We start from the raw sequence: 24,201 nt of genomic DNA, 5'->3' as shown, positions 1-24,201 counted from the left end.
TAATACGGCATCAAATATGTTTTGTGCAACAGTCGATATACTGACCCGCATGGCCCGACCCCGTCTTGACGCACCCAGCCCGGAAGCCGTCCGCTCCCCGCGGCCGGTGCTGCGCCCCGTGTCGCGCGATTCGATCCAGGACCGCATCTACGCCGAGCTGTGCGACGCCCTCATCTGCGGGCGCCTGCAGGGCGGTCAGACCTTGCAGATCCGCGACCTGGCCGACGCCTTCCAGACCAGCGTGATGCCGGTGCGCGAGGCACTGCGCCGTCTGGTGGCCGAGGGCGCGCTCGAATCGGCCACCCAGCGGCCGGTGCGTGTGCCGCCGCTGTCGGTCCAGCGGCTCGACGACATCTACGAGGCCCGCCTGCTGGTCGAAGGCCATGCGGCCGAACGCGCCGCGGCGCACGCCGACGACGCCCTGCTCGCCGGACTGGCCGATGCCGATGCGGCGTTCTCCGCCGCCATCCAGACGCACGACGTCGATGCCGAGCTGCAGGCCAACCAGCGCTTTCACTTCACCCTCTACGAAGCCGCACGGTCTGCGACGCTGATGACCATGATCCGCAGCCTGTGGCTGCAGAGTGGCCCCTATGTGCGGGTGGCGGTCGAACACCACCAGCCCGAGCAAAGTCAACCGCGAACCCAGCACCACCATGGTCTGATGCAGGCACTGGCCCAGCGCGATGCGGCCGCCACCCGCCGTGAACTGGAGGCCGACCTGGCCTGGGCCTGGCGACTGATGAGGGAAACCGTGAGCGCCTGACCACGCTTGGCCCGCCGGCCCCTGCCACCGGGGGATCGATCGCGGGCACAAAAAAAGCCACCGGGTCCCGGTGGCTTTGTCGTGGTGAGGTCTGAGCGATCAGGCGTGGTTCAGGTGCACCTGGCGCTCGCGGTCCTGGCTCAGGCGTTCCGGGTAGCGGCCCCAGGGCTGGCGGTCATGCTGCGCGTCGTCGAGGTCGCGCTGGCGGGCGTGCATCAGGTCGGCCATCAGCCGCGGGTCGCGGTGGGCGGCGTGCCAGAGTTGCTGTTCAGCGCGCGCCTCGGCCAGCGCCTGTGCCCAGCCCTTCAGCGCGGGCAGTGCGCGGCGCGCCAGGTGACGGGCGGGCGCGGCGAACAGGGCCGTGCTGGCCAGGATCACCAGCCACAGCGCAAGCCAGCCGAGAAACAGGTGGTCGTCGGTCCAGCTGCTGATCAGCTGGTCGGCCAGCACCACCAGGGCAGAAACCACCGCCGCCAGCAACAGGGCAGCCAGGCCGCGGGCGCCGTCAAAGCGGCCGCTCAAGCGGGGGGTGTCGGTCGCAGCACTGGTGCCGGTGCTGCTCAGGCCCAGGGGCCGGTGTGAAAAAACGGTGTTCATGTTGTCGCCTTACAGGTAGGGCAGGTAGCCGGCGTGGCGGCGCATTTCCAGCTGCGCGAACCGGCGCAACTGGGCGGACGACGCGATGCCCGACTCCAGGCCCATGGGGGCCAGGGCTTCGGAGAAGTCGTTCTTCGGTGTCGCCGCGACGGTCAGCTCCTCGGCCAGATCGGCTTCACGGGCCCGGGCCTGCAGCAGTTCGGCCTTCAGGCGCGGGTCGGTGCGGGCCAGGTCCCAGAGGCGTGCCTCGGCGCGGGCTTCCGCCATCGACTTCGACCAGCTGTCGAGAGAACGCAGGGTGGCCTGGGCCAGTTGGCGTGCGGTGCCGGCAAACAGGACGGAACCCGCGAAGACCACGACCCACAGCGCGACCCAGCCGAGGAACAGGTGGCCGTCGGCCCAGGTGCTGATCATCTGGTCGGCCAGCACCACGAGGGCGGCCACGGCGGCGGCCAGCAACATGGCGGCCAGGCTGCGGGAGCCATCAAACCGGCGGCCAGCGCGGTACATGCCGAGATCAGCGGTGGAAGGGGCGGCGGTGCCCACAGCGGCGGGAGAGGGTGAAAAGACGGTGCTCATGTCGAACTCCTTGCAAAAAATTGTCTTTTGGACAGACGAATACTAGGGTTAACCCCCATGTCACGCCAATTTATTTTTGTGATGAATTACATTCACATCTATGATGAATGAGCCCAACTTCCGCACGCTGGACCTGAACCTGCTGCGGGTGTTCGACGAAGTCATGACCGAGCGCAACCTCACCCGGGCGGCCCACAACCTGGCCATGACCCAGCCGGCGGTGAGCAACGCGCTCAAGCGCCTGCGCGAGAGCCTGGGCGACGAGCTGGTGAAACGCGCCGGCTATGGTGTCGAGGCCACGCCGGTGGCGCTGGCGCTGTGGCCCACGGTGCGCGACGCCCTGGCCCAGCTGCGCGAATCGATCTCGCCCGGCCGCTTCGAGCCGGCCACGGCGGGCAACGCGTTCGTGCTGGCCATGGCCGATGCCACGGCGGCCAAACTGGTGCCCGGGCTGGTGGATGTGCTGGAAAAAGAGGCGCCGGGCGTGAACCTGCGCATCGTGCCCCTGACCACGCGCGACCCGCGCGACCTGCTGGATTCGGGCTCGGCCGATCTCGCCATTGGCCACTTCCCCGGCGTGATCGCCGAACTCAACGCCATCCACCTGCAGGAACACAACCCACGCTTCCTGCACCAGCGGCTGTACGACGGCGAATACGTGGTGGTGATGCGGCGCGACCACCCGCTGGCGGGCAAGCCGCTCACGCTCGACGCCTACTGCGCCGCGCGCCACCTGCTGGTGAGCTTTTCGGGCCGGCCCTTCGGCTTTGTCGACGAGGCGCTCGCCGCCGTCTCCCGCCAGCGCCGGATCGTCATCACCGTGAACCAGTTCTTCACCGCCGGCCGGGTGGTGGCCACCACCGACCTGCTGACCGTGCTGCCACGCCACTTCGTCGAGGTCACCGGCATCGAGCCCGAACTGGCGCTGCTCGAGTTGCCATTGCCCGTGCCCGCGGTGCACGTGGACACGTTGTGGCACCGGCAGTCCGCCCACAGCAGCGCGCACCAGTGGCTGCGCGCAGCGGTCGAGCGGGCCGCACAACGCAGCTTCGCCAGCGGCGGGGACGCGCCGACGACAATGCCGGCATGAACCTCCAGCTGCTCAGCGACCTGCACCTCGAATCGGACCCGCTGTTTCGCGCGGTGCCGGCGCCGGGCGCGGACCTGCTGGTGCTGGCCGGTGACGTGGGCTCGTACCAGAAGCGGCGCGACGGCAGCGTCATGCCCGAGCCCGACTGGGGCCTGCAGCGCTTTTCGCCACTGCCTCAGCACGCAGGCTGGCCGGTGCCGGTGCTCTACGTGCCGGGCAACCACGAGTACGACGCGCTCGACCTCGACGAGGCCCATCTGGAGCTGCGCCGCACCTGCGACCGCCTGGGCATCCAGTGGCTGGAGCGCGAGACGGCCGTGATCGATGGCGTGCGCTTCGTCGGCACCACGCTCTGGAGCGACTACGACGCCCTGGCCACGGTGGGCACGCCACCCAGCCCAGGCGGCCCGGCCCACGGCAAAGCACCCCGGCGCGCGGCACCAGGTGCTGTGGCCCAGGCCCCCACCGAAACCGAGCGCCTGCGCCAGCGCGAGCGGGCGTTTCGGGCCGCCAACTTCTACCTCGTCAAGATGGCCGGGCAGCGCGCCGGGGCGCTGTTCGATGCGGCCTCGATGCGCGAGCTGGGGCTGGCGTGCCAGGCCTGGCTGCGCGAGGCGCTGGCCCGGCCGTTCGACGGCCGCACGGTGGTGGTGACGCACTTCGCCCCCACCCTGCACAGCGCCGACCCGCGCTACGGGCTGAGCCCCGGCACGGCGGGCTTCTGCAACGCGCTCGATGACCTGCTGCCGCTGGCCGACCTCTGGCTGCACGGCCACCTGCATTGCCCGACCGATGTGCAGGTCGGGCGCTGCCGCATCGTGGCCAACCCGCTGGGCTACGCGAGCAAGGGCGAGCAGCTCAGCTTCCAGCCGCAGCAACTCATCACGGTCTGACGAAGTCAACGTCAGCCTGCATGCGTGGAATGCCTTACGGAGGGGGCACGAAACGCCGCTTAAACTGCGAAACCCCTCTCAAGGAGAACACCATGAAGATTTTGCTTGCCGTCGACGGCAGTTCGTACACCAAGAAAATGCTGGCCTACCTGGCCACCCATGAAGAGGTGTTCAGCGCCAAGAATGATTTCACCCTGTTCACCGTGCAGCTCCCGCTGCCCCCCCGCGCCCGCGCGGCTGTGGGCGCCGACGTGGCCAACAGCTACTACGCCGAAGAAGCCGCCAAGGTCACCGACCCGGTGGTCAAGTACCTGGCGCGCAAGGGCATCGCGGCCAAGGTCGTGCACAAGACCGGCTCGCCCGGCGAAGCCATCGCCAAGCAGGCCAGCGCCGGCGACTTCGATCTGGTGATGATGGGTTCACACGGCCACAGCGCCCTGGGCAACCTGGTCATGGGCTCGGTGGCCACGCAGGTGCTGGCGCATTGCACGGTGCCGGTGTTGTTGGTGAGATGACCCCCCTGCGCCGCTGACGCGGCTTCCCCCCAAGGGGGGACGGCGCACTGCGGCCCGGCAAAGCCGGTTCCGCTGCGCCTCTGGGCTGGCGGGTGGGTGGTTCCGCCGGTTTTGCGCTCCGGTCAGCGCTTTTTGATGGACCCCATACCGGGCGTGTTGTGCGACCCGGTATTTTTTCGCCTCGGCCTCCTGCAACGTTTCCACCATGCCAGCGCGATCAATGATGGAGCCGCTACACGGGACCGCGCTCAGTGGGCCCAAGACGGTGTTTCCGGCGCGAACTGCCCCACCCAGGATGCGGTGGAACCGGCTTCGCCGGGCCACTCGCATCGCCCCCTGGGGGGTGACGCCGCAGGCGGCGCGGGGGGCTATCTCGTCCTCAACCCGTCGAAGCAGGTGCTCAGCACCATCTCGATGATCTGGGCGTCGGTGTACAGGCCCGAGCCCTTGAGGAAACCGAGCACCGGATCGCAGGCCCTGGCGTAGAGCGTGTAGAGCACGGCAATCGGCGGCAGCGCGGGGTTGACGCTGCCGTCGGCCTGGGCCGCGGTGATCCAGGCGCCGAGGCGGTCGCTCACATCCATCAGCCCGTCCACATAGGCCTTGTTGGTCGTCAGGGCCATGCGCAGGCTGGAGTTTTCGCTCGGCAGCGACGGCATTTCGCCCGCCAGCTGCACTTCCATCGTCCAGCCCGCCACGCGGCGCAACAGCACCAGCGGCGGCTGCGCCGCGTCCAGCGAATCCAGAAAAGCCCGCGCCCGGTTCATCACCCTGACCATGGCGGCGGCGGCCAGGTCTTCCTTGCTGGGGAAGTGCTTGTAAAGGCTGGCCTTGGCGATGCCGACCTCGGCGGCGACCTCGTCGACCGTCATGGCCTCAAAACCTTTTTCGGCCAGCAGGCGGTTCACCGCCGAGACGATGGCGTCTTCACGGGCCAGGTGCATCTGCTCGCGAAAACTGAGCTTGGGAACGGTGGGAGACGGGGGTGTGGAGGTGGCTGTGGCCATGAGCGTGCTTCGGGTATTTGACCGCATTTTGCCGCAGATCGACGCAGGCGTTGATAACCACACTGAGTGGTATGGATAAATACTGATTGGTATCTTTTATTACCAATCAGTTTAACATTCGACTCCGCCGAGCAAGCTGGCACCAAAACTTCCGGTCCGACCCCTTTTCCACCCGCGCATCGCACCTTTTCTCAAAGGACTTCGCCATGAACATCACCAGACGAAAGCTTCTGCTGGCATCAGCGGCAGGCAGCGTTCTCACTGCCTGCGGCGGCAGCGACGACGAGCATCTGCCGCCGAACATCGTCGCCACGGCCCAGGCCACGCCCAACCTGAGCATCCTGGTCGAGGCCGTGGTGGCCGCCGGTTTGGTGGAGGCACTGAGCGCGCCGGGCCCGCTGACGGTCTTCGCGCCCACCAACGACGCTTTCGCCGGGTTGCTGGCAGAGCTGGGCACCACGAAAGAGGCGCTGCTGGCCAACAAAACATTGCTGACCACCGTGTTGACCTACCACGTGGTGGCGGGCCGGGTGCTCAAGGACCAGGTGCCGATCAACACGCCGATCGCCACCTTGCAGGGCTCCACGTTCACCGTGGGGGCCGACCTGCGGATCACCGACGGGCGCGGCCGCAGCGCCACCATCCCGGCCACCGACATCGTCTGCAGCAACGGCGTGGTTCACATCATCGACAAGGTGATCCTGCCGCCCGCCTGACCCCTTCACCGCTTCAACCCCGTTCCCTTTCCCTCCACCCTGTCTCAAAGGACATTCCCATGAAAAAGACCCTGATCGCTTCCGTCATCGCCCTGGCCACCCTGGGCAGCGCCCACGCCAAGGACATCGTGGACACCGCCGTGGCGGCCGGCTCGTTCAAGACCCTGGCCACCGCCCTGCAGGCGGCGGGTCTGGTCGACACCCTCAAGGGCAAAGGCCCGTTCACCGTGTTCGCGCCGACCGATGAAGCCTTCGCCAAGGTGCCCAAGGCCGACCTCGACGCCCTGCTGAAAGACAAGGCCAAGCTGACCGCCGTGCTGACCTACCACGTGGTGCCCGGCAAGGTGATGGCGGCCGACGTGAAGGCCGGCAAGGTGAAGACCGTGCAAGGCAGCGAAATCACCGTGAGCACCATGGGTGGTGTGAAGGTGGACGCCGCCAACGTGGTGAAAACCGACATCGCCGCCGACAACGGCGTGATTCACGTCATCGACAGCGTGATCATGCCGAAGTAAGCGCCTTCGCCGGTCGCTTCGAGCCCCGCCCCGGCGGGGCTTTTTGTTGTCCGGGCGGCGCCAGGTTGCTCGCCGCCGCCTCGCGCAAGGCCATGCTGAGCGAGTCCAGCAGGTCCGAGCTCAGGTTCCAGCAGTGCCAGTAGAGCGCCACGCTGAGGCGGTGGCGCGGCGCCAGGTTGACCAGCTCGCCACTGGCCAGCAACTCGCGCACCCGCAGCTCGGGCAGCACGGCCACGCCCCAGCCCGCCTGCACCGCCCGCACCTGACCCTCGCTGGAGGGCACGAACAGCTGCTTGAGACCCACACGAGGCAGGTTGAACGACTGGGTGACAAAGCCGTGCTGCAGGTTGTCCTTGCGGTTGAACGCGACGAAAGGCAGCTTGTGGAAGTTGTGGGCGTTCAGGCCCTTGGGGCAGTGGGTTTCGGCGAAACGGGCCTGCGCCACGGCCACGTAGTCCATGCTGCCGAGCGCCTCCATCTTGCAGCCACGCAGCGCCTGGCCCAGCGAGGTCACGCAGCCCAGCACCTGCCCTTCGCGCAGCCACTCGTGGGTGAACTCCTGGTCGTCGGTGATGATCTCGATCGGCAGGCCCTGCTGTGCCAGGCCATCGAGCGCGGGCAGAGCCCAGGTGGCGATGCTGTCGGCGTTGATCGCGACCGAGATGCGCTCCTCGTCGCGCCCGCCGCCGGTCGAGCTGGGCGCCAGCTCTTTCAGGTCCTTCTCCAGATCGGCGCGCAGCAGCCGCATCATCTTGGCGTGCTTGAGCATCAGCTGCCCGGCCGGCGTGGGCTTGAGCGGGCGGCTGCGCACGATCAGCACGGTGCCGACCTGGGCCTCCAGCGCACGCAGACGCTGCGACACCGCCGACTGCGTGATCGAGAGGCGTTGCGCCGCGCGCTCGAAACCGCCCTCCTCGATGATGGCGGCCAGACATTCCAGGGCGTCAGGGTCAAAGGTGCTCATGCGGTCTCCGGGCGTCGGCTCGCGGGCAACATAAGGCCAGCTGATGCAAAGGTCCGGAGTTTAATGAGTCCTCAGGTTGGCGCGGTGTGTGAAAACACCGATGCGGGGCCCGCCCGCGACGGGCGGCAGACCGGGTGCGGCTCAGCCCGCCTTGTGCAACTTCACGGGCATGGGCTTGCTGGCCGGCGCTTCGGGCACCACGCGCTCGCTCATCCAGCGCAGCAGGTCCAGCCACATCTGGCGCATCTCGGCCTCCAGCGGCGTGCGGATCGCGCTGGGCAGCTCGATGGTGACCACCGGCATGCCCTTGTGCACGCCACCGAAGTTGCCCAAGCTGCCCGGGAAGATGCCGACCTGGTCCAGGTACAGGCGGCCCAGGCGCGCGGGCGGCACGGTGGGACCGTCGAAGTCGAGCACGCCATAGGGCGCGTGGATGCTCACGATCAGGTGCGGCTGGAAGCGATCCATCTCGTCGTGGAAAAACGCCGATTCCGGCTCGGACAGGGTCTTCGGCCCGGGCCAGCGGCGTGGGTCTTTTTTGGTCCGCTGTTCCCAGTAGATCTTGGCGTCGCGGGTCCAGTTGGGCGTGGGGAAATTGCGGTTGAGGTCCACGCCGTTGGCGTTCACGCGCCGGGCGGGCCGCGCCATCAGGCCGTCGGGATTGAGGGCCGGGATGAAGCGCCAGTGCACGTTGGACGGCGTTTCCATCGCGCGCTGGATCCAGTGCAGGGCGACCGAGGCCGACGACAGCTCGTCGCCGTGCATGGCGCCGACCACGAGCACGCGGATCTTGGCGTCGGGCGCCACCACGTCGCGCTGGTACAGCGTGCGGCCCTGCACCGAGCGACCGGCGGTGGGCTTGAGCTGCGCCGAGGCACACAGCCGCGCCTGCATGTTGGGCAGGCGGGCCACGAACTCGGTGCAGGGATCGGCGCCCCTCCCGGCCGGCTTGCCGACCGGTGCCTGCGCACTGGCGCCGTGCATGGCGACCGCCAGCCCGACCCCGAGCACCAGCGACCGGCGGTCGACCGTGAAGGCCTGCGCCCGCTGAAGGCAGGCGGCCAGCAGGGCCGGTCGGGCAACAAGGCAGTCTCGGGTCATGGAGGCGATTCTATGGATGCGTGGCCCGCCCCGCCGTGTTCATTCGTCCTTTTCGCCCGGCTCGTACAGGGTCTCGCGACCCATGCGGTCGAGGATGAGTTCGGCCGTCCAGGGCAGCATCAGCGCGCCGCAGCGGCTGTCGCGATACAGGCGCTCCAGCGGCAGGTGCTTGAGCATGCTCTGGCCGCCGCAGGTGCGGATACCGAGCCGCGCGAGGTCGTTGGCGCCTTCCATCACGGCGTGGTGCGCGGCGTACAGGCGCAGCTTCTCGTCCTTGCTCGGGTTGGGTTTGGCCTCGAAGATGGCGCGGGTGAACAGGCTCTTCATCGACTCCAGTTGCAGGCGCATCTGCGCCACCGTGATCTGCTTGGTCGGGAACTGGCGGCGCTTGACCGGCGGCTCGCCCGGCACCTCGCCGCGCAGGTACTGCACCGTGAAGTCGTAGACCGCGTTCGCCACGCCCAGGTAGGTGGGCGAGAGCGTGAAGAACATGGCCGGCCAGGTCTGCGCGCCCTTGAAGTAGATGCCGCGTGGCATGAGCTGCTCGTCGTCGCTGACGAACACGTCCTTGAACGCGAGGTTGCGGCTGACGGTGCCGCGCATGCCCAGCGGGTCCCACTCGCCGCTGATGCTGAACCCCTCGGCGGTGGCCGGCACGCTGATGTAGAGCGTGTCGCGCGCGTCGGGGTGGTGGTCGCCCTTGTCTTCGGTGCAGAGCACGCCGTAGTAGTCGGCCGCGCCCGAGAGGCTGGCCCAGATCTTCTTGCCGTTGATCAGCCAGCCGCCCTCGACCTTCTTCGCCGTGGTGCCGAAGGGCGCGCGGCCGGCCGCGGCGGCCGTGCCTTCGCTGAAGGGCTGGGCGTAGAGCTTGCCTTCGTTGACGATGCGCGCGAAGTGGATCTGCCGCCGCGCCGCGTGTTCGGCGCGCTGCTCCTCGCTCATGGCGATGCCGTCGGCCAGCACGCCGGTCCACATGGTGGAGCAGATGTGCATGTTCCAGGTCAGCGCGGTGGCGCCGCAGAAGCGCCCGATCTCGGCCGCGACCATCATGTAGGTCGGGAAGTCGGCGCCCGCACCGCCGAACACGGTGGGCACGCAGAGCTTGAGGAAACCCTGCTCGCGCAGGTCCTCGTAGTTGGCGAACGGGAAGCTCGCCTCCTTGTCCCACTGCGCGGCGCGCGCGGCGAACCTGTCGCGGCCCAGCGCGTGCGCCTTGGCGAGCCACTCGCGCTGCAGCGGCGTGAAGGGCATGTCGCCCACGGCGGGGGTGAAGTCCAGGCCGGTGGTCGGGTTGATCGCTGTCATCGGTCTTGTCTCCTGTTGTTGTCGGTGGTGATCAATGGGTGTCAGGCAGGGGTCTGGGCGTGGGCTCGCGCAGGAAGTCGAGCAACAGCGCGTCGAACTCGTCGGGCGCTTCGAGGTTCATCAGGTGGCCGATGCCGGCCAGCTCGGTGTAACGGGCGCGCGGGATCGCGGTCGCCATCTGCTTCATCACCGACGGCGCGGCCACGCGGTCGAACTCGCCGCCGACCAGCAGCGTGGGCACGCGGATCTCGGCGAGCGCGGCCTGGCGGTCGAAGGTGACGAGGCATTCGAGCGCGCGCCGGTAGGTGGCGGCGGGCACGCTGGCCATGCAGAACTCGGCCAGCTTCAGGCCCTCGGGCAGCGAGCCGGGGCCGACCATCTGCGGCACCAGTTTGGCGGCCATGTCGGCCATGGTCTGGCCGGCGTCGAGCGGCGCCGTGCGCTGCGCGATGAACTGCTGCGCCCAGGCTTCGGCGCTGCGCCCGTCGGTGCGTTTGCCGAAGGCGGCCGAGGTGCCGCAGAGGATGAGCCGGTTCACCTTGTCGGGCCGGCGGGCGATGACTTCCTGCGCCACCATGCCGCCCATGCTGTGGCCCAGCAAGACCACGCTTTCGCACTGCAGCGCATCGATGAGGTCGACGCAGCTCTGCGCCAGACCCTTGAAGGTGTAGGGCTCGATGGGCAGGCTGTGGCCGTAGCCCGGCATGTCCCAGGCCACCGCGCGGTAGCCCAGGCTGGCCAGGGTTTCGACCTGCGGCGCGAAGGCGCGGTGGCCACCGCCGATGCCGTGCAGCATGAGCACGGTCGGGCCGCTGCCGAGGGTCATGAACGTCGGGAGGGTCATGCCACCACCCTTCCGCCGTCCACCATCACATCGCCATCCAGCGCCACCGTGCAGTTCCGCATGGGCCAGTCGAAGTGGCCGCGCGTGTAGCGGCCGGCGGTTTCGTTGGCGCCGGTGCTGTAGAGGAAGTTGCCGGCGAAGGCGCGCAGCTCGGTGCCGTTGAAATCGCGCTTGTCGTAGAGCGCCATGCTGTCCCAGCGCGCGGCGTCGTTGAGGCCGTAGCCGACATGGCTCACCGCGTAGGCTTCTTTTTCACCCCAGGCCGCGAAGTAGGAGCGCAGCAGTTCGGCGTCCACGCCGCCGCCGTCGATGCGGGTCACGTAATCGTTCTCGATGGTCAAGGTGATCGCACGCTCGATGTAGCGCTTGAAGGTCAGGTTCACGTCGCCTTCGGCGAGCACCAGCGTGCCGTTCACGCTGCCCGCCGCCGGGAAACCCAGCACCAGGCCGCCGGGCCAGTGCGTCAGCGTGCCGGGGCGCGTGGTGCTGCCCCAGTTGCCGCCGACCACCGCACCCTGCAGCGAGATGGCCAGATCGGTGCCGGCGGCTGACGTGACGCGCATGGCCTTCGCGCCGCGCAGGCGCTTCACGTGCGCCTTCACCCGCGCCTCGGTTGCGTCGTCGGGCAGCAGCCGCGCCAGCGCCTCGGGGTGTTCGTTGCTGACGTAGACGATGCGCGGTTGCGTGCGGCCGTTGCCCTGCAGGATGGCGGGCAGCTCGGGCGCGTGCATCAGGCCCTCGACCGTGCAATCGATCACCAAGCTGCTGGCCTGCAGTGCCGCAATCACCGGCGCCTGTTGTTGAATGGCCGGTGATGCCCCGGTGGAGCGCGTCACCGGTTCGCCCGCCTGGCCGAACACCGAGGGCAGGGTCAGCACGAAGGCCGGGGCACCGAGACGTGCCGCCGCGAGGCGCGTCAGCTCGACCAGCACCGGCCGGCTCTGCGTTTCGCAGAGAATGGTCACCGTGTCCCCCGGTTGCAACGCACAGCGCCGCAACACCGCTTCAAATGCGTCGAGCCAGACGGGTTCGATCCGCTCCTGCAACATCGGTTGTCTCCTGTTTTGGGCCGGTTGCCATCAAGGAAATGGCGGTGGCGGTCACATTATTCATGAATTTTCATATAAATTGCAGCCATGTCCCCAGCCCGCCAAGCGCTACCCCCCGATTTTTCGCCGCGTGACTTCCGCGCGGCGCTGGGCATGTTCGCCACGGGCGTGACCATCGTGACCGCGCGCACCGCGTCCGGTGAACTCGCGGGGCTGACCGCCAGCTCGTTCAACTCGGTCTCGCTCGACCCGCCGCTGGTGCTCTGGAGCCTGGGCCGCGCGGCCGGCTCGATGGCGGCCTTCTCCAACGGCCAGCACTACGCGATCAACGTGCTCGCGACCGACCAGCAGGCGCTGGCCGAGCGCTTCGCCGCGCGCGACGTGGACCGCTGGCAGGGCGTGGATTTCGTGGAGGGCGTCAGCGGCGCGCCGCTGCTCACGGGCTGCGTCGCCACCTTCGAGTGCTTCAACCGCAGCCAGTACATCGAGGGCGACCACGTGATCTTCGTCGGCGAGGTCGAGCGCTGCACCCGCCGCGCCCGCGCCGCGCCCCTGCTCTACCACGGGGGGCGCTTCTACACCGAGCACCCCTTGCAGGACTCACAGGGCGATCCCACGGCGCCCCAGCCCACCGACGGCCGCTTCGTCGGCAGCTACCTGGGCTACCTGCTCGGCCAGGCCAACCACGCCGTGTACCGCGACTTCGAAAACGCGATCACGGCCCAGGGCCTGACCCACATCGCCTGGCGCGTGCTCGCCGTGCTGCACGACGCGGCGCTGTCACACGAGGCAACGCCCGGTGTCGCCATCGGCCAGCTGGCCCACGACGTGCTCGCCAAACAACCCACCGTGACCAAGCTGGTGCAGCGCATGGCCGAAGAGGGCCTGGTGGCGCTGCACGCCGACCCGGCGGACCAGCGGCGCACGCTCGTGACCGCCACGCCCACCGGGCAAGCTGCGGCCAGCGCCCTGATCGCGCAGGCGCGCCAGCAGGAAACCACCCTGCTCGCGCGCTGGTCGGCGAGCGAAGCCGAAGCCTTCAAGCGGCACCTTCAGAAACTGGCCTCCGGCCAGTGACCCCCGGGCGCGACAGCCCGCGCCCCGACCCCGCGATACCCTCGACACGATGACGCCCGTCCAACGCAAAGACCACCTCGACACCCTCGCCATCACCCTGCTCGTGGTGTGCTGCGCCTTCTGGGGCTACCAGCAGATCCTGATCAAGTTCGCCTCGCGCGAGATCCCGCCGCTGTGGCAGGCGTCGATCCGCATGTGGGGCGCCACCGCCCTGCTCTGGCTCTGGTGCCAGTACCGCGGCGTGCCACTCTTCAAACGCGACGGCACGCTCAAGGGCGGCCTGCTCGTGGGCCTGCTGTTCGCGGGCGAGTTCGTCTTCATCTACCTCGGGCTCACCCACACCAGCGCCTCGCGCCTCACGGTGTTCCTCTACACCAGCCCGTTCTGGGTCGCGCTGCTGCTGCCGCGGTTTGTGAAGAGCGAACAGCTGCGTCGCATCCAGTGGATCGGCCTGTGCCTGGCCTTCGCCGCCGTGGCGGTGGCCTTCAGCGAGGCCTTCCTCCACGGCTCGTCACCGGGCCAGTGGATCGGCGACACCATGGGCCTGGCCGCCGGCATGCTTTGGGGCCTGACCACGCTGGCGATCCGCACCACCAGGATCGCCTCCGCCGCAGCCGAAAAGTCGCTGTTCTACCAACTCGGCGTGACCGCTGCCGTCACGCCGCTGCTCTCGCTCGCGCTGGGCGAAACCTGGAGCTTTGACTACTCGGCCATGGCCTGGGGCTCGGTCTTTCTGCAGACCGCCGTGGGCGCCTTCGCCAGCTACCTGACCTGGATGTGGATGCTGCGCCACTACCCCGCGACCCAGATGTCCACCTTCACCTTCCTCACGCCCGTGTTCGCGCTGGTGTTTGGGGTGGTGCTGCTGGGCGAGCCGCTGACCACGCAGCTGGTGCTGGCGTTGCTGGGGGTGGCGGCGGGGATTGTGTTGGTGAGCCGGAAGGGGTGAGGCAAACGGACAGATGACGTCCACCCTCACAAGGGCGCGACAAGTTCAACACGTCATTTCTTACCATTCGTAATCACCAGCCAAACGACGAAGCCACAGAGCAGATAGGGAAGTGCTTGGGACAACTGGTCTCCACTCAACAGTTTGAGAAAGTCTGGATTTGCTTCCAACGACAACTCAAATAGCTTTGTACTCATTGCTTTCCTTTCGCTGCGACTAGGAGCGCGCACGTTTGACAGAACAGTGACCTTGCCATGCTTGGCACGAAACCAAGCCAAGGGTAGGCGCGCAGGTTTTCAATGTGTGCACGGTACCGCTCGTCAGCTATTTCTTCACTGCGGTCATATTTCGTTTGAGGCTCCAATCCCAACAAGAAGTCTCACAAATGGGCTTGGCTTAAAAAGGAAAAAGGGCGCCAGAGACGCCCTTTCAATACAGCCTTTGAAACCCGCTCCGTTCACCCCTTCTTCGCCAACCCCAGCCGCTCAATCGTCGCCTTCTCCGCCTTGAAGGTGCGCTCGCCGTACGCCGTGTAGTCGGCGCTGTTCATGTAGATCACGGGCTGGAAGAACTTGTCGAGCGTGGCGAGCACGGCCGGGTCTTCCAGGGTTTTCTTGAACGCGTCGTGCAGCGTCTTGACGATGGCCGGGTCCATGCCCTTGGGGCCGCCGATGCCGAAGGGCGATTCGGTGATGGTGTCCCAGCCGCTTTCCTTGACCGTGGGCACGTCGGGGAAGGCCTTGTTGCGCTGGCTGCCGAGGGTGGCGAGCAGGCGCAGCTTGCCGCTTTGCACGTGGGGCGCGAACTCGGTGGTGCCGCTCATGACGCGGATGTGGCCGCCCAGGATGGCCTGCATGATTTCGGCCGAGCCCTTGAACGGGATGGGGTTGAGCTGGATACCGGCCTTGTCGCTGAACTCTTCGATCGCCAGGTGCGGCGTGGTGCCGGTGCCGGTGTGGCCGTATTCCAGTTTGCCGGGGTTGGCCTTGGCGTAGGCCACCATCTCCTTGAGCGTCTTGAACGGCGCGTCGGCGGTGCAGGCGATGCCGAAGGTGTAGCCGGTGAGGCAGACGATGTGGGTCAGGTCTTTGACCGGGTCGAAGCCCATGGTCTGCATGTGCGGCAGGCGGTAGATGCCCAGGGGCAGCTGCGTGAGCGTGTAGCCGTCGGGCGCGGCGGTGACCATCGCGGAAGCCCCGAGCGTGCCGCCCGCGCCGGGCTTGTTTTCGATGATGACCGTGGTGCCCAGCGCCTTGCCCGCGCTCTCGGCGAAGGCGCGCATCACCGCGTCGCTGCTGCCACCCGTGGGCCAGGGCGCGATGAGCTTGATGGGGCGGCTGGGGAATTTGTCCTGCGCGAACACTTGGGCGGGCAGGATGGCCGGCGCGGCGAGCGCGGCGGCGGTGGTGAGAACCTGGCGGCGGCTCAGGGCGGCGGGACGGCGAGTGCTCATGGGTGTCTCCGTGGGGGTGTCGGTGTGTCGAACGACCCCCACATTAGCCACAGACAGCCAGCGCGTGAACCCGATGAATCCCGGGTGGGGCGTGATTTCAGTCACCCCCGGGACGCTCAGCTGTCAGGCGCCCGCCAGATCACCCACCAGGTAATCCGTCTTGCCCACGTCCACGCCGTTGTGGCGCAGCAGGGCGTAGGCCGTGACGACGTGGAAGAACATGTTGGGCAGGGCGTAGTGCTTGAGGTAGGCCTCGCCCTTCATGGTGCGGGTCTTGTCGCGGCCGACCGGGAAGGTGATGTCGGCGTCTTCGCGGCCGTCGATGGCCGACGCGGGCACGGTGACAAGCCAGTCGAGCGTTTTGGTGATGCGGGCCTGGAGCTCGGCGAAGGTGGTTTCGTTGTCCTCGAACTTCGGTGCCTCGATGCCCGCGAGCCGCGCGGTGCCGTTCTTGGCGGCGTCGCAGGCGATGCGGATCTGCGCCGCGAACGGCAGCATGTCGGGCGCCAGGCGGGCGGCGAACAACACGTTGGGGTCAAACTTGCGCGCGGCGGCGTTGGCCTCGGCCTTGTTCAGGCAGTGCAGCAGGTTGGACAGGGCGGTCTGGAAGACGGGCAGGCTGGCGGAGGAGAGGGTGATGGACATGGATGTCTTGGAAAGATGGGGAGACGCGCATGCTACGCGGCCTGGCCCAGCCTCGCCGCCGCGCGCCCGCGCGACCCTCCCCGCCCCTCAGGGCTTGAGCTTCTCCAGCCCCGCGTAGTCCACCTTGCCCAGCGCGTCCACGCACTGGGCTTCGGTCGCTTCGATGCAGTTGACGTTGACCTTCCAGCGCCCGCCGACCTGGGTTTCGATGAACATGCTTTTGGCGGAGGTGCTGGTGAGCAGGAAGCGCCGGCCGCCCTGCACCAGGCTCTTCTGGGTCTCGTTTTTCACGTCCTTCTTCAGGTAGTCGGCGCCGTAGGCATACATCTGGGCGCTGGACGCGCCTTCGTCGCCGAGCCGCACCACGAGTTCGAGCCGACCCGACCCGCTGGCCTTGTAGTGCGCCTGGGCCGTGCTGCTTTTGTAGCCGCCCATGTTGCTGCGCTCGGCCTCGACGTTGCGCCGCTCCACGCCGGCCCAGGCGGCGGGCAGCAGCGCCTTGAGGCGTTCGGGGTCGATGGGCTGGGCCGGATCGGCCCAGGCGGTCTGAAGCGTCAGGACAGACGCCAGCGACAGCGCGGCGCTTCGAAAGGACAGCATGCAAGGCTCCTGCAGGGTGTTTCTGGATGGCTCCGGATGCTAGGGCGGCGTTACATTCGGCACATCCTTCAGTTGAATGAAAGCCGTCGGTGGTTTGCCTGCACCCCCTCCTCACCCGCGCATGGAACCGGCTGGCCGCCCACGGCGGTGAACGCCACACGGTCGCATGACCACCGTCCACAACACCCTGCTGCGGCAGGCCTACGAGGCGGTGGGTGACCCTTCGCGCTGGGACGGCCTGCTGGGGCAATGGGCCCGGGCCCTGGACGCCGACTCGGGCCTGCTGTTCAGCCCGGGCGACCAGTTCAACAGCCTGCCGATGCACGGCCACCAGTACGACTTCGAGACCGCCAAGGCCTACGGTGAGTACTACCACCAGCACGACGTGTGGACGCACAGCGGGCGGGATCGCGGTCTGTTTGAGGCGGGCCTCGTGGGCTGCGGCGAGATGCTGGCCCCGCAGGACAGCCTGCGCCGGTCGCTGTTCTACAACGACTTCCTGCGCCCCATGGGCCAGGAGTGGCTGCTGTGCACCGTGCTCTTCAAGGGCCACCACCCCCTGGCGGTGCCCGAGACCGTGCTCTCGTTCTACCGCGGCCCGAACCGCCGGGCCTTCGGCCGCGGTGCCAAGGCGGCGCTGCAGAAGGCCGTGCCGCACCTGCAGCGCTGCCTGACGCTGCACCACGAGCTGCTGCGCGCGCGCGCCGATCGCTCGCTGTTCGAGTCGGGCCTGGACCAGATCGGGGTGGGCGTGCTGCTGCTGGGGGAAGACGGTCGCGTGCAGTTCGCCAACCGGCGGGCCGAAGCCCTGTTGCGCGCGCCGTCGGGCCAGCACCCCGCCTGGTTTCCCACGTTGCAGCAACTCGACCGCCAGGCCCGCCGCGGCCACCACACCGGGCAGCGCCTGGCCACGGCCCACGGGTCGCTGTACGCGATGACCACGCCCAACCACCGCGCCGTGGGCGGCTCGCCGCACAGCCCCGGGCCCGGCGCGGTGATCTGGCTGATCGACACGCAGCGCGATGGCGGCTCGCTGGCGCTGGCGGCCCGGCTGTTCGGGCTGACCCCGGCGGAACAGCGGGTGCTTTCGCTGCTGCTGGAAGACCAGGCGCCCAAGCAGATCGCCCACGCGCTCGGCATCGGGGTGAGCACGGTGCGCACCCAGCTCTCGTCGTTGCTGCAGAAGACCGGCACACGCCGCCAGCAAGACCTTGTGCGGCTGATGGCGGCATTCCCGCAGGGGTGACTCGCCATCGGGGGTGGGTGGGGTCCGTCACATGAAGGATGCCGCCAGCAAGGGGGTTCCCTAGCATCGGTGGCATGCCGTCACACCTCGATACACCCATGTCGCCCCCATCGCCCGCCGCGCGCGGGCGCTCCCGCTTCACCCCCTGGCTGTGTGCCCTTTCACTGTGCGCGCTGGTGGCGTGCGGCGGTGGGTCCGACGCGGCGCCCGAAACCCGATCCGCCGACGCCGCCTCGACACCCCCGTCGGGTTCCACCCCGGCCGCCACCGTCGCACGGCAGCAGGAAGGCGCGCGGCTGAACACCGCCGAGCTGGAGCAGATCGCCAGGACGGGCGTGCTGCCGCCCGTGTTCGAGGGCCCGTCGCTCAGCGGTGCCGAAACAAAGGCGGGCATCGGGGGCCCCGCGGCCAAGAGCGCGGCCTCGCGCGTGCCGGTCTACCGCTTCTTCAACACCCGCACCAGCGCCCACTTCTTCACCACCAGCGAGGCCGAGCGCGCCAATACGCAGGCCACGCTGCCGTTCATGAGCTTCGAGGGCCCGGCCTTCCACGCCAGCAGCACGGCCGTGCCCGGCCTGAGCCCCGTGCACCGGTTCTACAACACGGCCACGGGCGTGCACTTCTACACCATCAGCGAGGCCGAGCGGGCCCACGTGGCGGCCACGCTGCCGCAGTTCAGCTACGAAGGCGTGGCCTACCACGCGAGCACCTTGCCCGGCACCGGCTACACGCCGCTCTACCGCTTTTTTTACGCCAGCAAGGGGTTTCACTTCTACAGCAACAGCGCCGCCGAACGCGACAACATCATCGCCACGCTGCCGCAGTACAGCTATGAGGGCGTGGGCTATCACGTGCTGGGCAGCGACTGGCAGACACCGGCCGTGCCGCACACGGGCATCACCGGCGCGCAGTGCTACCCCGGCGGGGGCAACCTGACGCTGGGCACCTGCTCCAGCGCGGGCGCGACCAACCTCAATCCGCAACAAGACGGCCACCGCGCCGCCGTCAACCCGATGAGCTACAGCAGCGTCACCTCGGGTGCCACCACCTACCCCTTCACCAGTTGCGTGAGAGACAACGTGACCGGCCTGATGTGGGAGGGCAAGGAGGGTTCTTCGCTGGCCTACCGGTCCGGGGAAAAGCAGTACACCAACCTGAGCAACAACACCACGAACGACGCAAGCACCTACGTGGTCACCATCAACGCCTTCCGGGTCTGCGGTTTCAACGACTGGCGCCTGCCCACGGTGGAGGAACTGCAGGGGCTGGTGGACTATGGTCGCGACACGGGCTTCAGGATCACCACCACGGCCTTCCCCAACACGCAAGGCTCGTACTACTGGACCGCCAACGTCAACCCGAACCTGACCGGGGAAGCCTGGGTGGTCAACTTCTACAACGGAGCCATCTTTCGGCGCGCCCGCACAGAAGCCAACTACCTCAGGCTGGTCAGGGGCGCGCCCTGGACAGGACAGCGGCACCTGCTCACGACCCGGTCGTACCCAGGCGACAGCGCCAACAACGCCGTCACGGACCGCAAGACAGGGCTGACCTGGCGGCGGTGCCAGCAAGGGCGGTTCTGGAACGGCAGCACCTGCACGGGCACCGCGAGCAGCTTCTCCTTCGAGGCCGCGATGGTCCATGCCAAGGCGCAGACCGGCTGGCGCATGCCCAACGTCAAAGAACTGAACAGCCTCACGGACTACGGCAGGTACCTTCCGGCCCTGGACACCACGCTCTTTCCGGGCGACAACGGCCTCAACACGTCGTCCACGCCCTGGCTCGACAACACCGCCTACACCTTCTACGTCCAGTCGATCGACGGCTACGTCAGTTTTGCGGGCGGCACCTCCACCTTGCGGCTGGTATCCATCCATCCCTGAAAGCCCTGCGCCGCGTCACCCGTCGCGCGCGTGGGGGCGGTTCGATCCCGCCCACCACGGCGTCTCAGGCGGGCGGGCTGACCCATTGGGTCATCTCAGCCGTGTCCAGCGGCTCGCCGTCGTCCAGGGTCTGCCAGTCGCTCGTCAGCAGCTCCATCAACGCATGGTCCAGGGTGTCCAGGTCAATGTCCAGAGGCTCCACCAAGCCTTCAGGCTGCACAGAAGAAGTACCGCGGTTCATCTGAGTCCCCCGATCTGATCGACGGCTGCATGCCGGACAGGGCGAATGACAGCGCGATCACCCGCAAGTGTTCTGCAAAGCGGGCGCCTTGACCAGCATCAAACCGTTTCAACATGTTCAGGACCGTAAGGGCCCATCGAACCGGGGACTTCAGGCGTGGGCAGCACCGGCCCGCTGGTGCGCGAATGCCACGTACCAGTCCAGGCAGCCGGGATTGGCCATGGCCTCCCGGTTGATCACCTTGTCCAGCGGCTGGCCGAGCAGGAGCTTCTTGATCGGCAGCTCCTGCTTCTTTCCCGAGAGGGTGCGCGGGATCTCGGCGACCTGAAAGATGGCGTTGGGCAGGAAGCGCGGCGAGAGCGCGGTGCGGATGGCGCCGTTGATCTTCGCGGTCATGGCATCGTCGAGCGCCAGCCCCGGGCGCAGCACCACGAACAAGGGCATGTAGCTTTCGCGGCCCAGGTATTCGAGGTCGACCACCATCGAGTCCAGCACCTCGGGCAGGGCCTCGACCGCGCTGTACAGCTCGCTGGTGCCCATGCGCAGGCCGTGGCGGTTGATGGTGGCGTCGGAGCGGCCGTAGATCACGCAAGAGCCGTCGGGGTGGATGCGCAGCCAGTCGCCGTGGCGCCAGACGGCGCCGGCCTCTGCGGCGAGGTCACCGCCACCGGGTTGGCGGCCGTGGCCGGCCGGGTAGGTGTCGAAGTAGCTGCCGATCAGGCGCTGGTTGTCTTTGTCGCCGACGAAGTACAGCGGCATGGACGGGATGGGTTGCGCGCAGACCAGTTCGCCCACCTCGTCGATCACGGGCTGGCCCTGCTCGTTCCACGACTCGACCGCGCAACCCAGCAAGCGGCACTGCATGCGCCCCGGCGTCTGCGGCAGCTCGCGGTTGCCGCCGATGAAGGCCCCGGCGAAATCCGTTCCGCCTGAAATGTTGCACCACCAGATGTCCTTTTGCGCTTCGTTCTTCGCGATGGCGGCGAACTGGGCCGTGCCCCAGTTCTGCGCCTCTTCGGACAGCGGTGATCCGGTCGTGCCCAGCGCGCGCACGGCCGACAGGTCGCCGCAGGTCGAGAGGTCCACGCCCGCCTTCAGGCAGTTGGCAAAAAACGCCGCACCCGCGCCGAAGAAGCTCACGCGCTGCTCGGCGGCGAAACGCCAGAGCACGGTCCAGTCGGGCTGGTCTTTGGGGCCGCCGGGGTTGCCGTCGTAGATCACGCAGGTGGTGCCGTTGAGCAGGCCACTGGTCTGCGCGTTCCACATCACCCAGCCGGTCGAGCTGTACCAGTGGAAACGCTCGCCCCAGCTGTTGGGCGCGTAGCTGCAGCCCACGTCGTTGTGCAGGGTCTTGAGCGCCAGCGCCACGATCACCGTGCCGCCGTGGCCGTGCACGATGGGCTTGGGCAGGCCGGTGGTGCCGCTGCTGTAGACGATCCACAGCGGGTGGTCGAAGGGCAGCCACAGCGGCTCGAAGGCCCGCACCACCGCGTCGTCGCGCGCGGTCGCGGTGCCGAACGCGGCGCAAGGCTGGGCCGTCTCCAGCGCACGGTCCACCTCGGCCGGGTCCTGTGCGAGGTTGGTGTGCAGGATCACGTGGCGCACGGTCGGCAGCGCCGCGCGCAGCTCGGCCACCACGCCCAGGCGGTCGAAGTCCTTGCCGCCGTGGGTCACGCCGTCGCAGGCGATCAGCACCACGGGCTGAATCTGCCGGAAGCGGTCGAGCACGGCGTTCGTGCCCATGTCGGGCGCGCACACGCTCCACACGCCGCCGATGCTCACCACCGCGAGGAAGGCGACCATGGTCTCGGGGACGTTGGGCAGGTAGGCGGCCACGCGGTCGCCGGGCTCGACGCCCTGGGCCTGCAGGTGCAGCGCGAGCGAGGCGACCTGGCGCCGCAGCTCGGGCCACGAGAGCTCGACGTGGCGGCCCTTCTCGTTGCGGCTCACGATGGCGCTGAAGCCCGCGTCGTGCGCCGGCTTCACGTGGCGAAACACCTGCTGCGCGTAGTTGAACTTCGCGCCCGGGAACCACGTCGCGCCGGGCATCACGTTGCGCGCCAGCACCGCCGTGTGCGGCGTGGGCGAACACAGGTCGAAGTAGTCCCAGATGCTCTGCCAGAACGCGTCGAGCTCGGTGGTGGACCAGCGCCAGAGCGCGTCGTAGCTGTCGAAGCGCAGGCCCTTGTGAAGGGCCAGCCACTCCTGGTACAGGCGGATCTGGGGGACGTGGGGCGCGGTGGGGTTCATGCGGGCGGCTTCCTCGGATGCGCCATTCTGGTGGGTGGCCGGCCGGCTCCGCACAAGGGTTTGTACGGATGTTCAAGTTTTTTGTACAACCGTTCAATACCGACCATGGTCACCGGCCCCGCCCCCACCCGCTCCAAACCCGCGCCGTCGCGCGGGGCGGCCAGACCCGACCGCCAGCACGCCATCCTGCTGGCGGCAGAAAAGCTGTTTGCGCAACACGGTTATCACGGCGTGACGATCCGCCAGATCGCCGAAGAGGCGGGCGTGCCGCTCGCGCTGGTGGGCTATTACTACGGTCCCAAACACGAGCTGTTCCACGCCATCTTTGCGCACTGGAACCAGACCATCGAAGAGCGCCTGAACGCACTGGACGCCGCCTCGGGCGACCCCGGCGACCCCGACACGCTGACCCGCATCATCGAGGCCTTCGTGAGGCCGGTGATCCGCCTGAGGCACAGCGAAGAGGGCTTTTATTACGCCCAGCTGGTGGGCCGCGAGCTGGCCTATGGCAGCGAGGAGGCCGACCGCGTGCTGCGCGAGTTCTTCGACCCGCTGGCCCACCGCTTCATCAAGGCCCTGCGCACCGTCTTTCAAACCGCCAGCCTGGCCGATGTGGCCTGGGCCTACCAGTTCGCGCTCGGCGCCTTGTTGCACCACCTGGTCGATGACCGGGTGCACCGCCTGTCGCAAGGGCAGAGCCTGGCCGGCGACCCGGCGGCCGCCGACCGGCTCGTGCGATTCATCGTGGGCGGCCTGCGCGCCGCCCTGCCCGTTCCCCCTGTCCCAGCCCCCCAGAAAAACCACCCCCCATCCCGTAGGAGACACACATGAAACGTCGCATCTTCCAGGCCACTTTGCTGGCATCGGCCCTCACCCTCGGCGGCCTGCACGGCGCGCACGCGCAGCAGACCATCAAGCTCACCGCCGCGGGCGGCCACCCGCCGGTGTTCCTGTGGGTCAAGCTGCTCGACGAGTTCTACATCCCCGAGGTGGACAAGCGCCTGGCCGCAGCCGGCGGCAAGCACAAGGTGGAATGGACCAAGGCCTGGGGCGGCACGCTGATCAAGATCGGCAGCGAGTCCAAGGGCATTTCCGACGGCGTGGCCGACTTCGGCTTCGTCGGCACGCTGTTCGAGGCGGCCAAGTTCCCGATGCAGAACGTGAGCTACGTCGCGCCCTTCGGGACCGACAACCTGGGCGCGGTCGGCACCATCGTGGCCGACATGCAGAAGAGCATCCCGGCCATGGGCGACACCTGGACCAAGAGCGGTCTGGTCTACCTGGGCGGCACGGCGCTGGACACCTACCACCTCTGGACCAACTTCCCTGTCAAGTCCATCGACGACCTCAAGGGCAAGAAGATCAGCGCGCCCGGCCCCTCGGCCAACTGGATCAAGAACACCGGCGCGGTCGCCGTGGCCGGCTCGCTGCCGACCTACTACGAGGACATCAAGTCGGGCGTGTCCAACGGCGCCATCACCTTCAGCACCGGCGCCTGGGGCGCCAAGCTGCACGAGGTGGCACCTTATGTGACCAAGGTGAACTTCGGCTCCATGTACGCGGGCGCCGTGGTGATGAACAAGCGCCGCTTCGACGGCCTGCCGCCCGAGGTGCAGCAGGTGTTCCGCGAGGTCGGCCTGGAATACGACAAGCGCTTTGCCGAGGCGCAGCGCTCCACCGCCGACGCGCTGCTGCAGAAGATGGCCGGCGCCGGCGCCACCGTGAGTGAGCTGCCGGCCGCCGAGCGCCAGCGCTGGGCCGACACCATTCCCAACGTGGCACAGACCTGGGCCACCGACCTGCAGGGCAAGGGCGCCCCGGGCACCGAGATCCTCAAGGCCTACATGAACGGCCTGAAGAAGAGCGGTGCCCAGCTGCCGCGCGACTGGTCGGTCAAGTAAGCCCCCGCCCCGGAG

Annotated in this window: 24 protein-coding genes and 1 pseudogene; 12 read left to right on the top strand and 13 right to left on the bottom strand. The window is 68.0% G+C overall.

The features are described from left to right. Positions 1-49 precede the first annotated feature (49 nt). Positions 50-766 (top strand): GntR family transcriptional regulator, encoded by a 717-nt coding sequence (locus IM738_RS21925; RefSeq protein ID WP_236963148.1) that lies wholly within the window; start codon positions 50-52, stop codon positions 764-766. A gap of 99 nt (positions 767-865) precedes the next feature. On the opposite strand, the gene IM738_RS21920 is transcribed toward IM738_RS21925, so the two are convergent. Next, on the bottom strand, positions 866-1,363 hold the full coding sequence (locus IM738_RS21920; protein WP_236963147.1) for a hypothetical protein: 498 nt from the start codon (positions 1,361-1,363) through the stop codon (positions 866-868). Between the two features lie 9 nt (positions 1,364-1,372). Further along, positions 1,373-1,942: a hypothetical protein gene (locus tag IM738_RS21915; RefSeq protein ID WP_236963146.1), complete on the bottom strand. Its 570-nt coding sequence runs from the start codon at positions 1,940-1,942 to the stop codon at positions 1,373-1,375. Between the two features lie 103 nt (positions 1,943-2,045). On the opposite strand from IM738_RS21915, the gene IM738_RS21910 reads away from it, so the two are divergent. From IM738_RS21910 to IM738_RS21900, 3 genes are all read left to right on the top strand, one after another. Next, positions 2,046-3,032 (top strand): LysR family transcriptional regulator, encoded by a 987-nt coding sequence (locus IM738_RS21910; protein ID WP_236963145.1) that lies wholly within the window; start codon positions 2,046-2,048, stop codon positions 3,030-3,032. Continuing rightward, on the top strand, positions 3,029-3,925 hold the full coding sequence (locus tag IM738_RS21905; protein ID WP_236963144.1) for a metallophosphoesterase: 897 nt from the start codon (positions 3,029-3,031) through the stop codon (positions 3,923-3,925). The genes IM738_RS21910 and IM738_RS21905 overlap by 4 nt, the downstream gene beginning before the upstream one ends. Before the next feature lie 92 nt (positions 3,926-4,017). Beyond that, positions 4,018-4,440 carry a universal stress protein gene (locus tag IM738_RS21900; protein ID WP_236963143.1) on the top strand — a complete coding sequence of 141 codons (423 nt, stop codon included), beginning with the start codon at positions 4,018-4,020 and terminating at the stop codon, positions 4,438-4,440. A gap of 368 nt (positions 4,441-4,808) precedes the next feature. Here the strand turns inward: IM738_RS21900 and IM738_RS21895 are convergent, their stop codons facing one another. Next, complete coding sequence (locus IM738_RS21895) at positions 4,809-5,447, bottom strand: TetR/AcrR family transcriptional regulator (protein WP_236963142.1); 639 nt, start codon at positions 5,445-5,447, stop codon at positions 4,809-4,811. Positions 5,448-5,653: 206 nt separating this feature from the next. Between IM738_RS21895 and IM738_RS21890 the strand changes: the two genes are divergently transcribed. Together IM738_RS21890 and IM738_RS21885 are read left to right on the top strand one after the other, a co-directional pair. Further along, complete coding sequence (locus tag IM738_RS21890; RefSeq protein WP_236963141.1) at positions 5,654-6,163, top strand: fasciclin domain-containing protein; 510 nt, start codon at positions 5,654-5,656, stop codon at positions 6,161-6,163. A gap of 59 nt (positions 6,164-6,222) precedes the next feature. Further along, positions 6,223-6,678, top strand: a complete 456-nt coding sequence (locus tag IM738_RS21885; protein ID WP_236963140.1) for a fasciclin domain-containing protein — start codon at positions 6,223-6,225, stop codon at positions 6,676-6,678. On the opposite strand, the gene IM738_RS21880 is transcribed toward IM738_RS21885, so the two are convergent. The 5 genes from IM738_RS21880 to IM738_RS21860 form a co-directional block, all read right to left on the bottom strand. Further along, entirely contained in the window at positions 6,665-7,642 is a 978-nt protein-coding gene (locus IM738_RS21880) for a LysR family transcriptional regulator ArgP (RefSeq protein ID WP_236963139.1), read from the bottom strand. The two genes, IM738_RS21885 and IM738_RS21880, sit on opposite strands and share 14 nt — an antisense overlap. Positions 7,643-7,783: 141 nt before the next feature. Next, on the bottom strand, positions 7,784-8,743 hold the full coding sequence (locus IM738_RS21875; protein ID WP_236963138.1) for a DUF2817 domain-containing protein: 960 nt from the start codon (positions 8,741-8,743) through the stop codon (positions 7,784-7,786). Between the two features lie 39 nt (positions 8,744-8,782). Then, positions 8,783-10,048: an acyl-CoA dehydrogenase family protein gene (locus IM738_RS21870; protein WP_236963137.1), complete on the bottom strand. Its 1,266-nt coding sequence runs from the start codon at positions 10,046-10,048 to the stop codon at positions 8,783-8,785. 31 nt (positions 10,049-10,079) lie between these two features. Continuing rightward, a complete protein-coding gene (locus IM738_RS21865) occupies positions 10,080-10,892 on the bottom strand; it encodes an alpha/beta fold hydrolase (RefSeq protein ID WP_236963136.1) in 813 nt (270 codons plus the stop codon). Then, complete coding sequence (locus IM738_RS21860; RefSeq protein ID WP_236963135.1) at positions 10,889-11,941, bottom strand: peptidase M29; 1,053 nt, start codon at positions 11,939-11,941, stop codon at positions 10,889-10,891. The genes IM738_RS21865 and IM738_RS21860 overlap by 4 nt, the downstream gene beginning before the upstream one ends. 87 nt (positions 11,942-12,028) lie before the next feature. On the opposite strand from IM738_RS21860, the pseudogene IM738_RS21855 reads away from it, so the two are divergent. Continuing rightward, positions 12,029-12,535, top strand: a pseudogene (locus IM738_RS21855) (flavin reductase family protein); the annotation flags it as partial. Between the two features lie 532 nt (positions 12,536-13,067). Beyond that, positions 13,068-13,967 carry a DMT family transporter gene (locus IM738_RS21845; RefSeq protein WP_236963134.1) on the top strand — a complete coding sequence of 300 codons (900 nt, stop codon included), beginning with the start codon at positions 13,068-13,070 and terminating at the stop codon, positions 13,965-13,967. 457 nt (positions 13,968-14,424) lie between these two features. Here the strand turns inward: IM738_RS21845 and IM738_RS21840 are convergent, their stop codons facing one another. From IM738_RS21840 to IM738_RS21830, 3 genes are all read right to left on the bottom strand, one after another. Beyond that, positions 14,425-15,420, bottom strand: coding sequence for a tripartite tricarboxylate transporter substrate binding protein (locus IM738_RS21840; RefSeq protein ID WP_236963133.1), 996 nt, complete (start codon positions 15,418-15,420; stop codon positions 14,425-14,427). 123 nt (positions 15,421-15,543) lie between these two features. Then, on the bottom strand, positions 15,544-16,065 hold the full coding sequence (locus IM738_RS21835; protein ID WP_236963132.1) for a DUF1993 domain-containing protein: 522 nt from the start codon (positions 16,063-16,065) through the stop codon (positions 15,544-15,546). Positions 16,066-16,152: 87 nt separating this feature from the next. After that, entirely contained in the window at positions 16,153-16,665 is a 513-nt protein-coding gene (locus IM738_RS21830; RefSeq protein WP_236963131.1) for a hypothetical protein, read from the bottom strand. A gap of 166 nt (positions 16,666-16,831) precedes the next feature. Here IM738_RS21830 and IM738_RS21825 point away from each other — a divergent pair, with 166 nt between their 5' ends. Beyond that, complete coding sequence (locus IM738_RS21825) at positions 16,832-17,911, top strand: helix-turn-helix transcriptional regulator (RefSeq protein ID WP_236963130.1); 1,080 nt, start codon at positions 16,832-16,834, stop codon at positions 17,909-17,911. A gap of 74 nt (positions 17,912-17,985) precedes the next feature. Further along, the gene (locus IM738_RS21820; RefSeq protein WP_236963129.1) at positions 17,986-19,794 is read left to right on the top strand and encodes a DUF1566 domain-containing protein; all 1,809 of its coding nucleotides are present in this window, start codon (positions 17,986-17,988) and stop codon (positions 19,792-19,794) included. Between the two features lie 64 nt (positions 19,795-19,858). Here the strand turns inward: IM738_RS21820 and IM738_RS21815 are convergent, their stop codons facing one another. Together IM738_RS21815 and IM738_RS21810 are read right to left on the bottom strand one after the other, a co-directional pair. Further along, entirely contained in the window at positions 19,859-20,035 is a 177-nt protein-coding gene (locus tag IM738_RS21815; protein WP_236963128.1) for a hypothetical protein, read from the bottom strand. Positions 20,036-20,185: 150 nt separating this feature from the next. Beyond that, positions 20,186-22,285 (bottom strand): acetoacetate--CoA ligase, encoded by a 2,100-nt coding sequence (locus IM738_RS21810; protein WP_236963127.1) that lies wholly within the window; start codon positions 22,283-22,285, stop codon positions 20,186-20,188. 105 nt (positions 22,286-22,390) lie between these two features. On the opposite strand from IM738_RS21810, the gene IM738_RS21805 reads away from it, so the two are divergent. Both IM738_RS21805 and IM738_RS21800 read left to right on the top strand, forming a co-directional pair. After that, positions 22,391-23,116, top strand: coding sequence for a TetR/AcrR family transcriptional regulator (locus tag IM738_RS21805; protein WP_236963126.1), 726 nt, complete (start codon positions 22,391-22,393; stop codon positions 23,114-23,116). Then, on the top strand, positions 23,113-24,186 hold the full coding sequence (locus IM738_RS21800) for a C4-dicarboxylate TRAP transporter substrate-binding protein (RefSeq protein ID WP_236963125.1): 1,074 nt from the start codon (positions 23,113-23,115) through the stop codon (positions 24,184-24,186). Before IM738_RS21805 ends, IM738_RS21800 begins: the two co-directional genes overlap by 4 nt. Positions 24,187-24,201 lie beyond the last annotated feature (15 nt).

Source organism: Hydrogenophaga sp. SL48 (genome assembly GCF_021729865.1).
Classification (GTDB): domain Bacteria; phylum Pseudomonadota; class Gammaproteobacteria; order Burkholderiales; family Burkholderiaceae_C; genus Hydrogenophaga.
The sequence above is the reverse complement of the archived record's forward strand: the minus strand, read 5'-3'. Positions and strand labels throughout refer to the sequence as shown.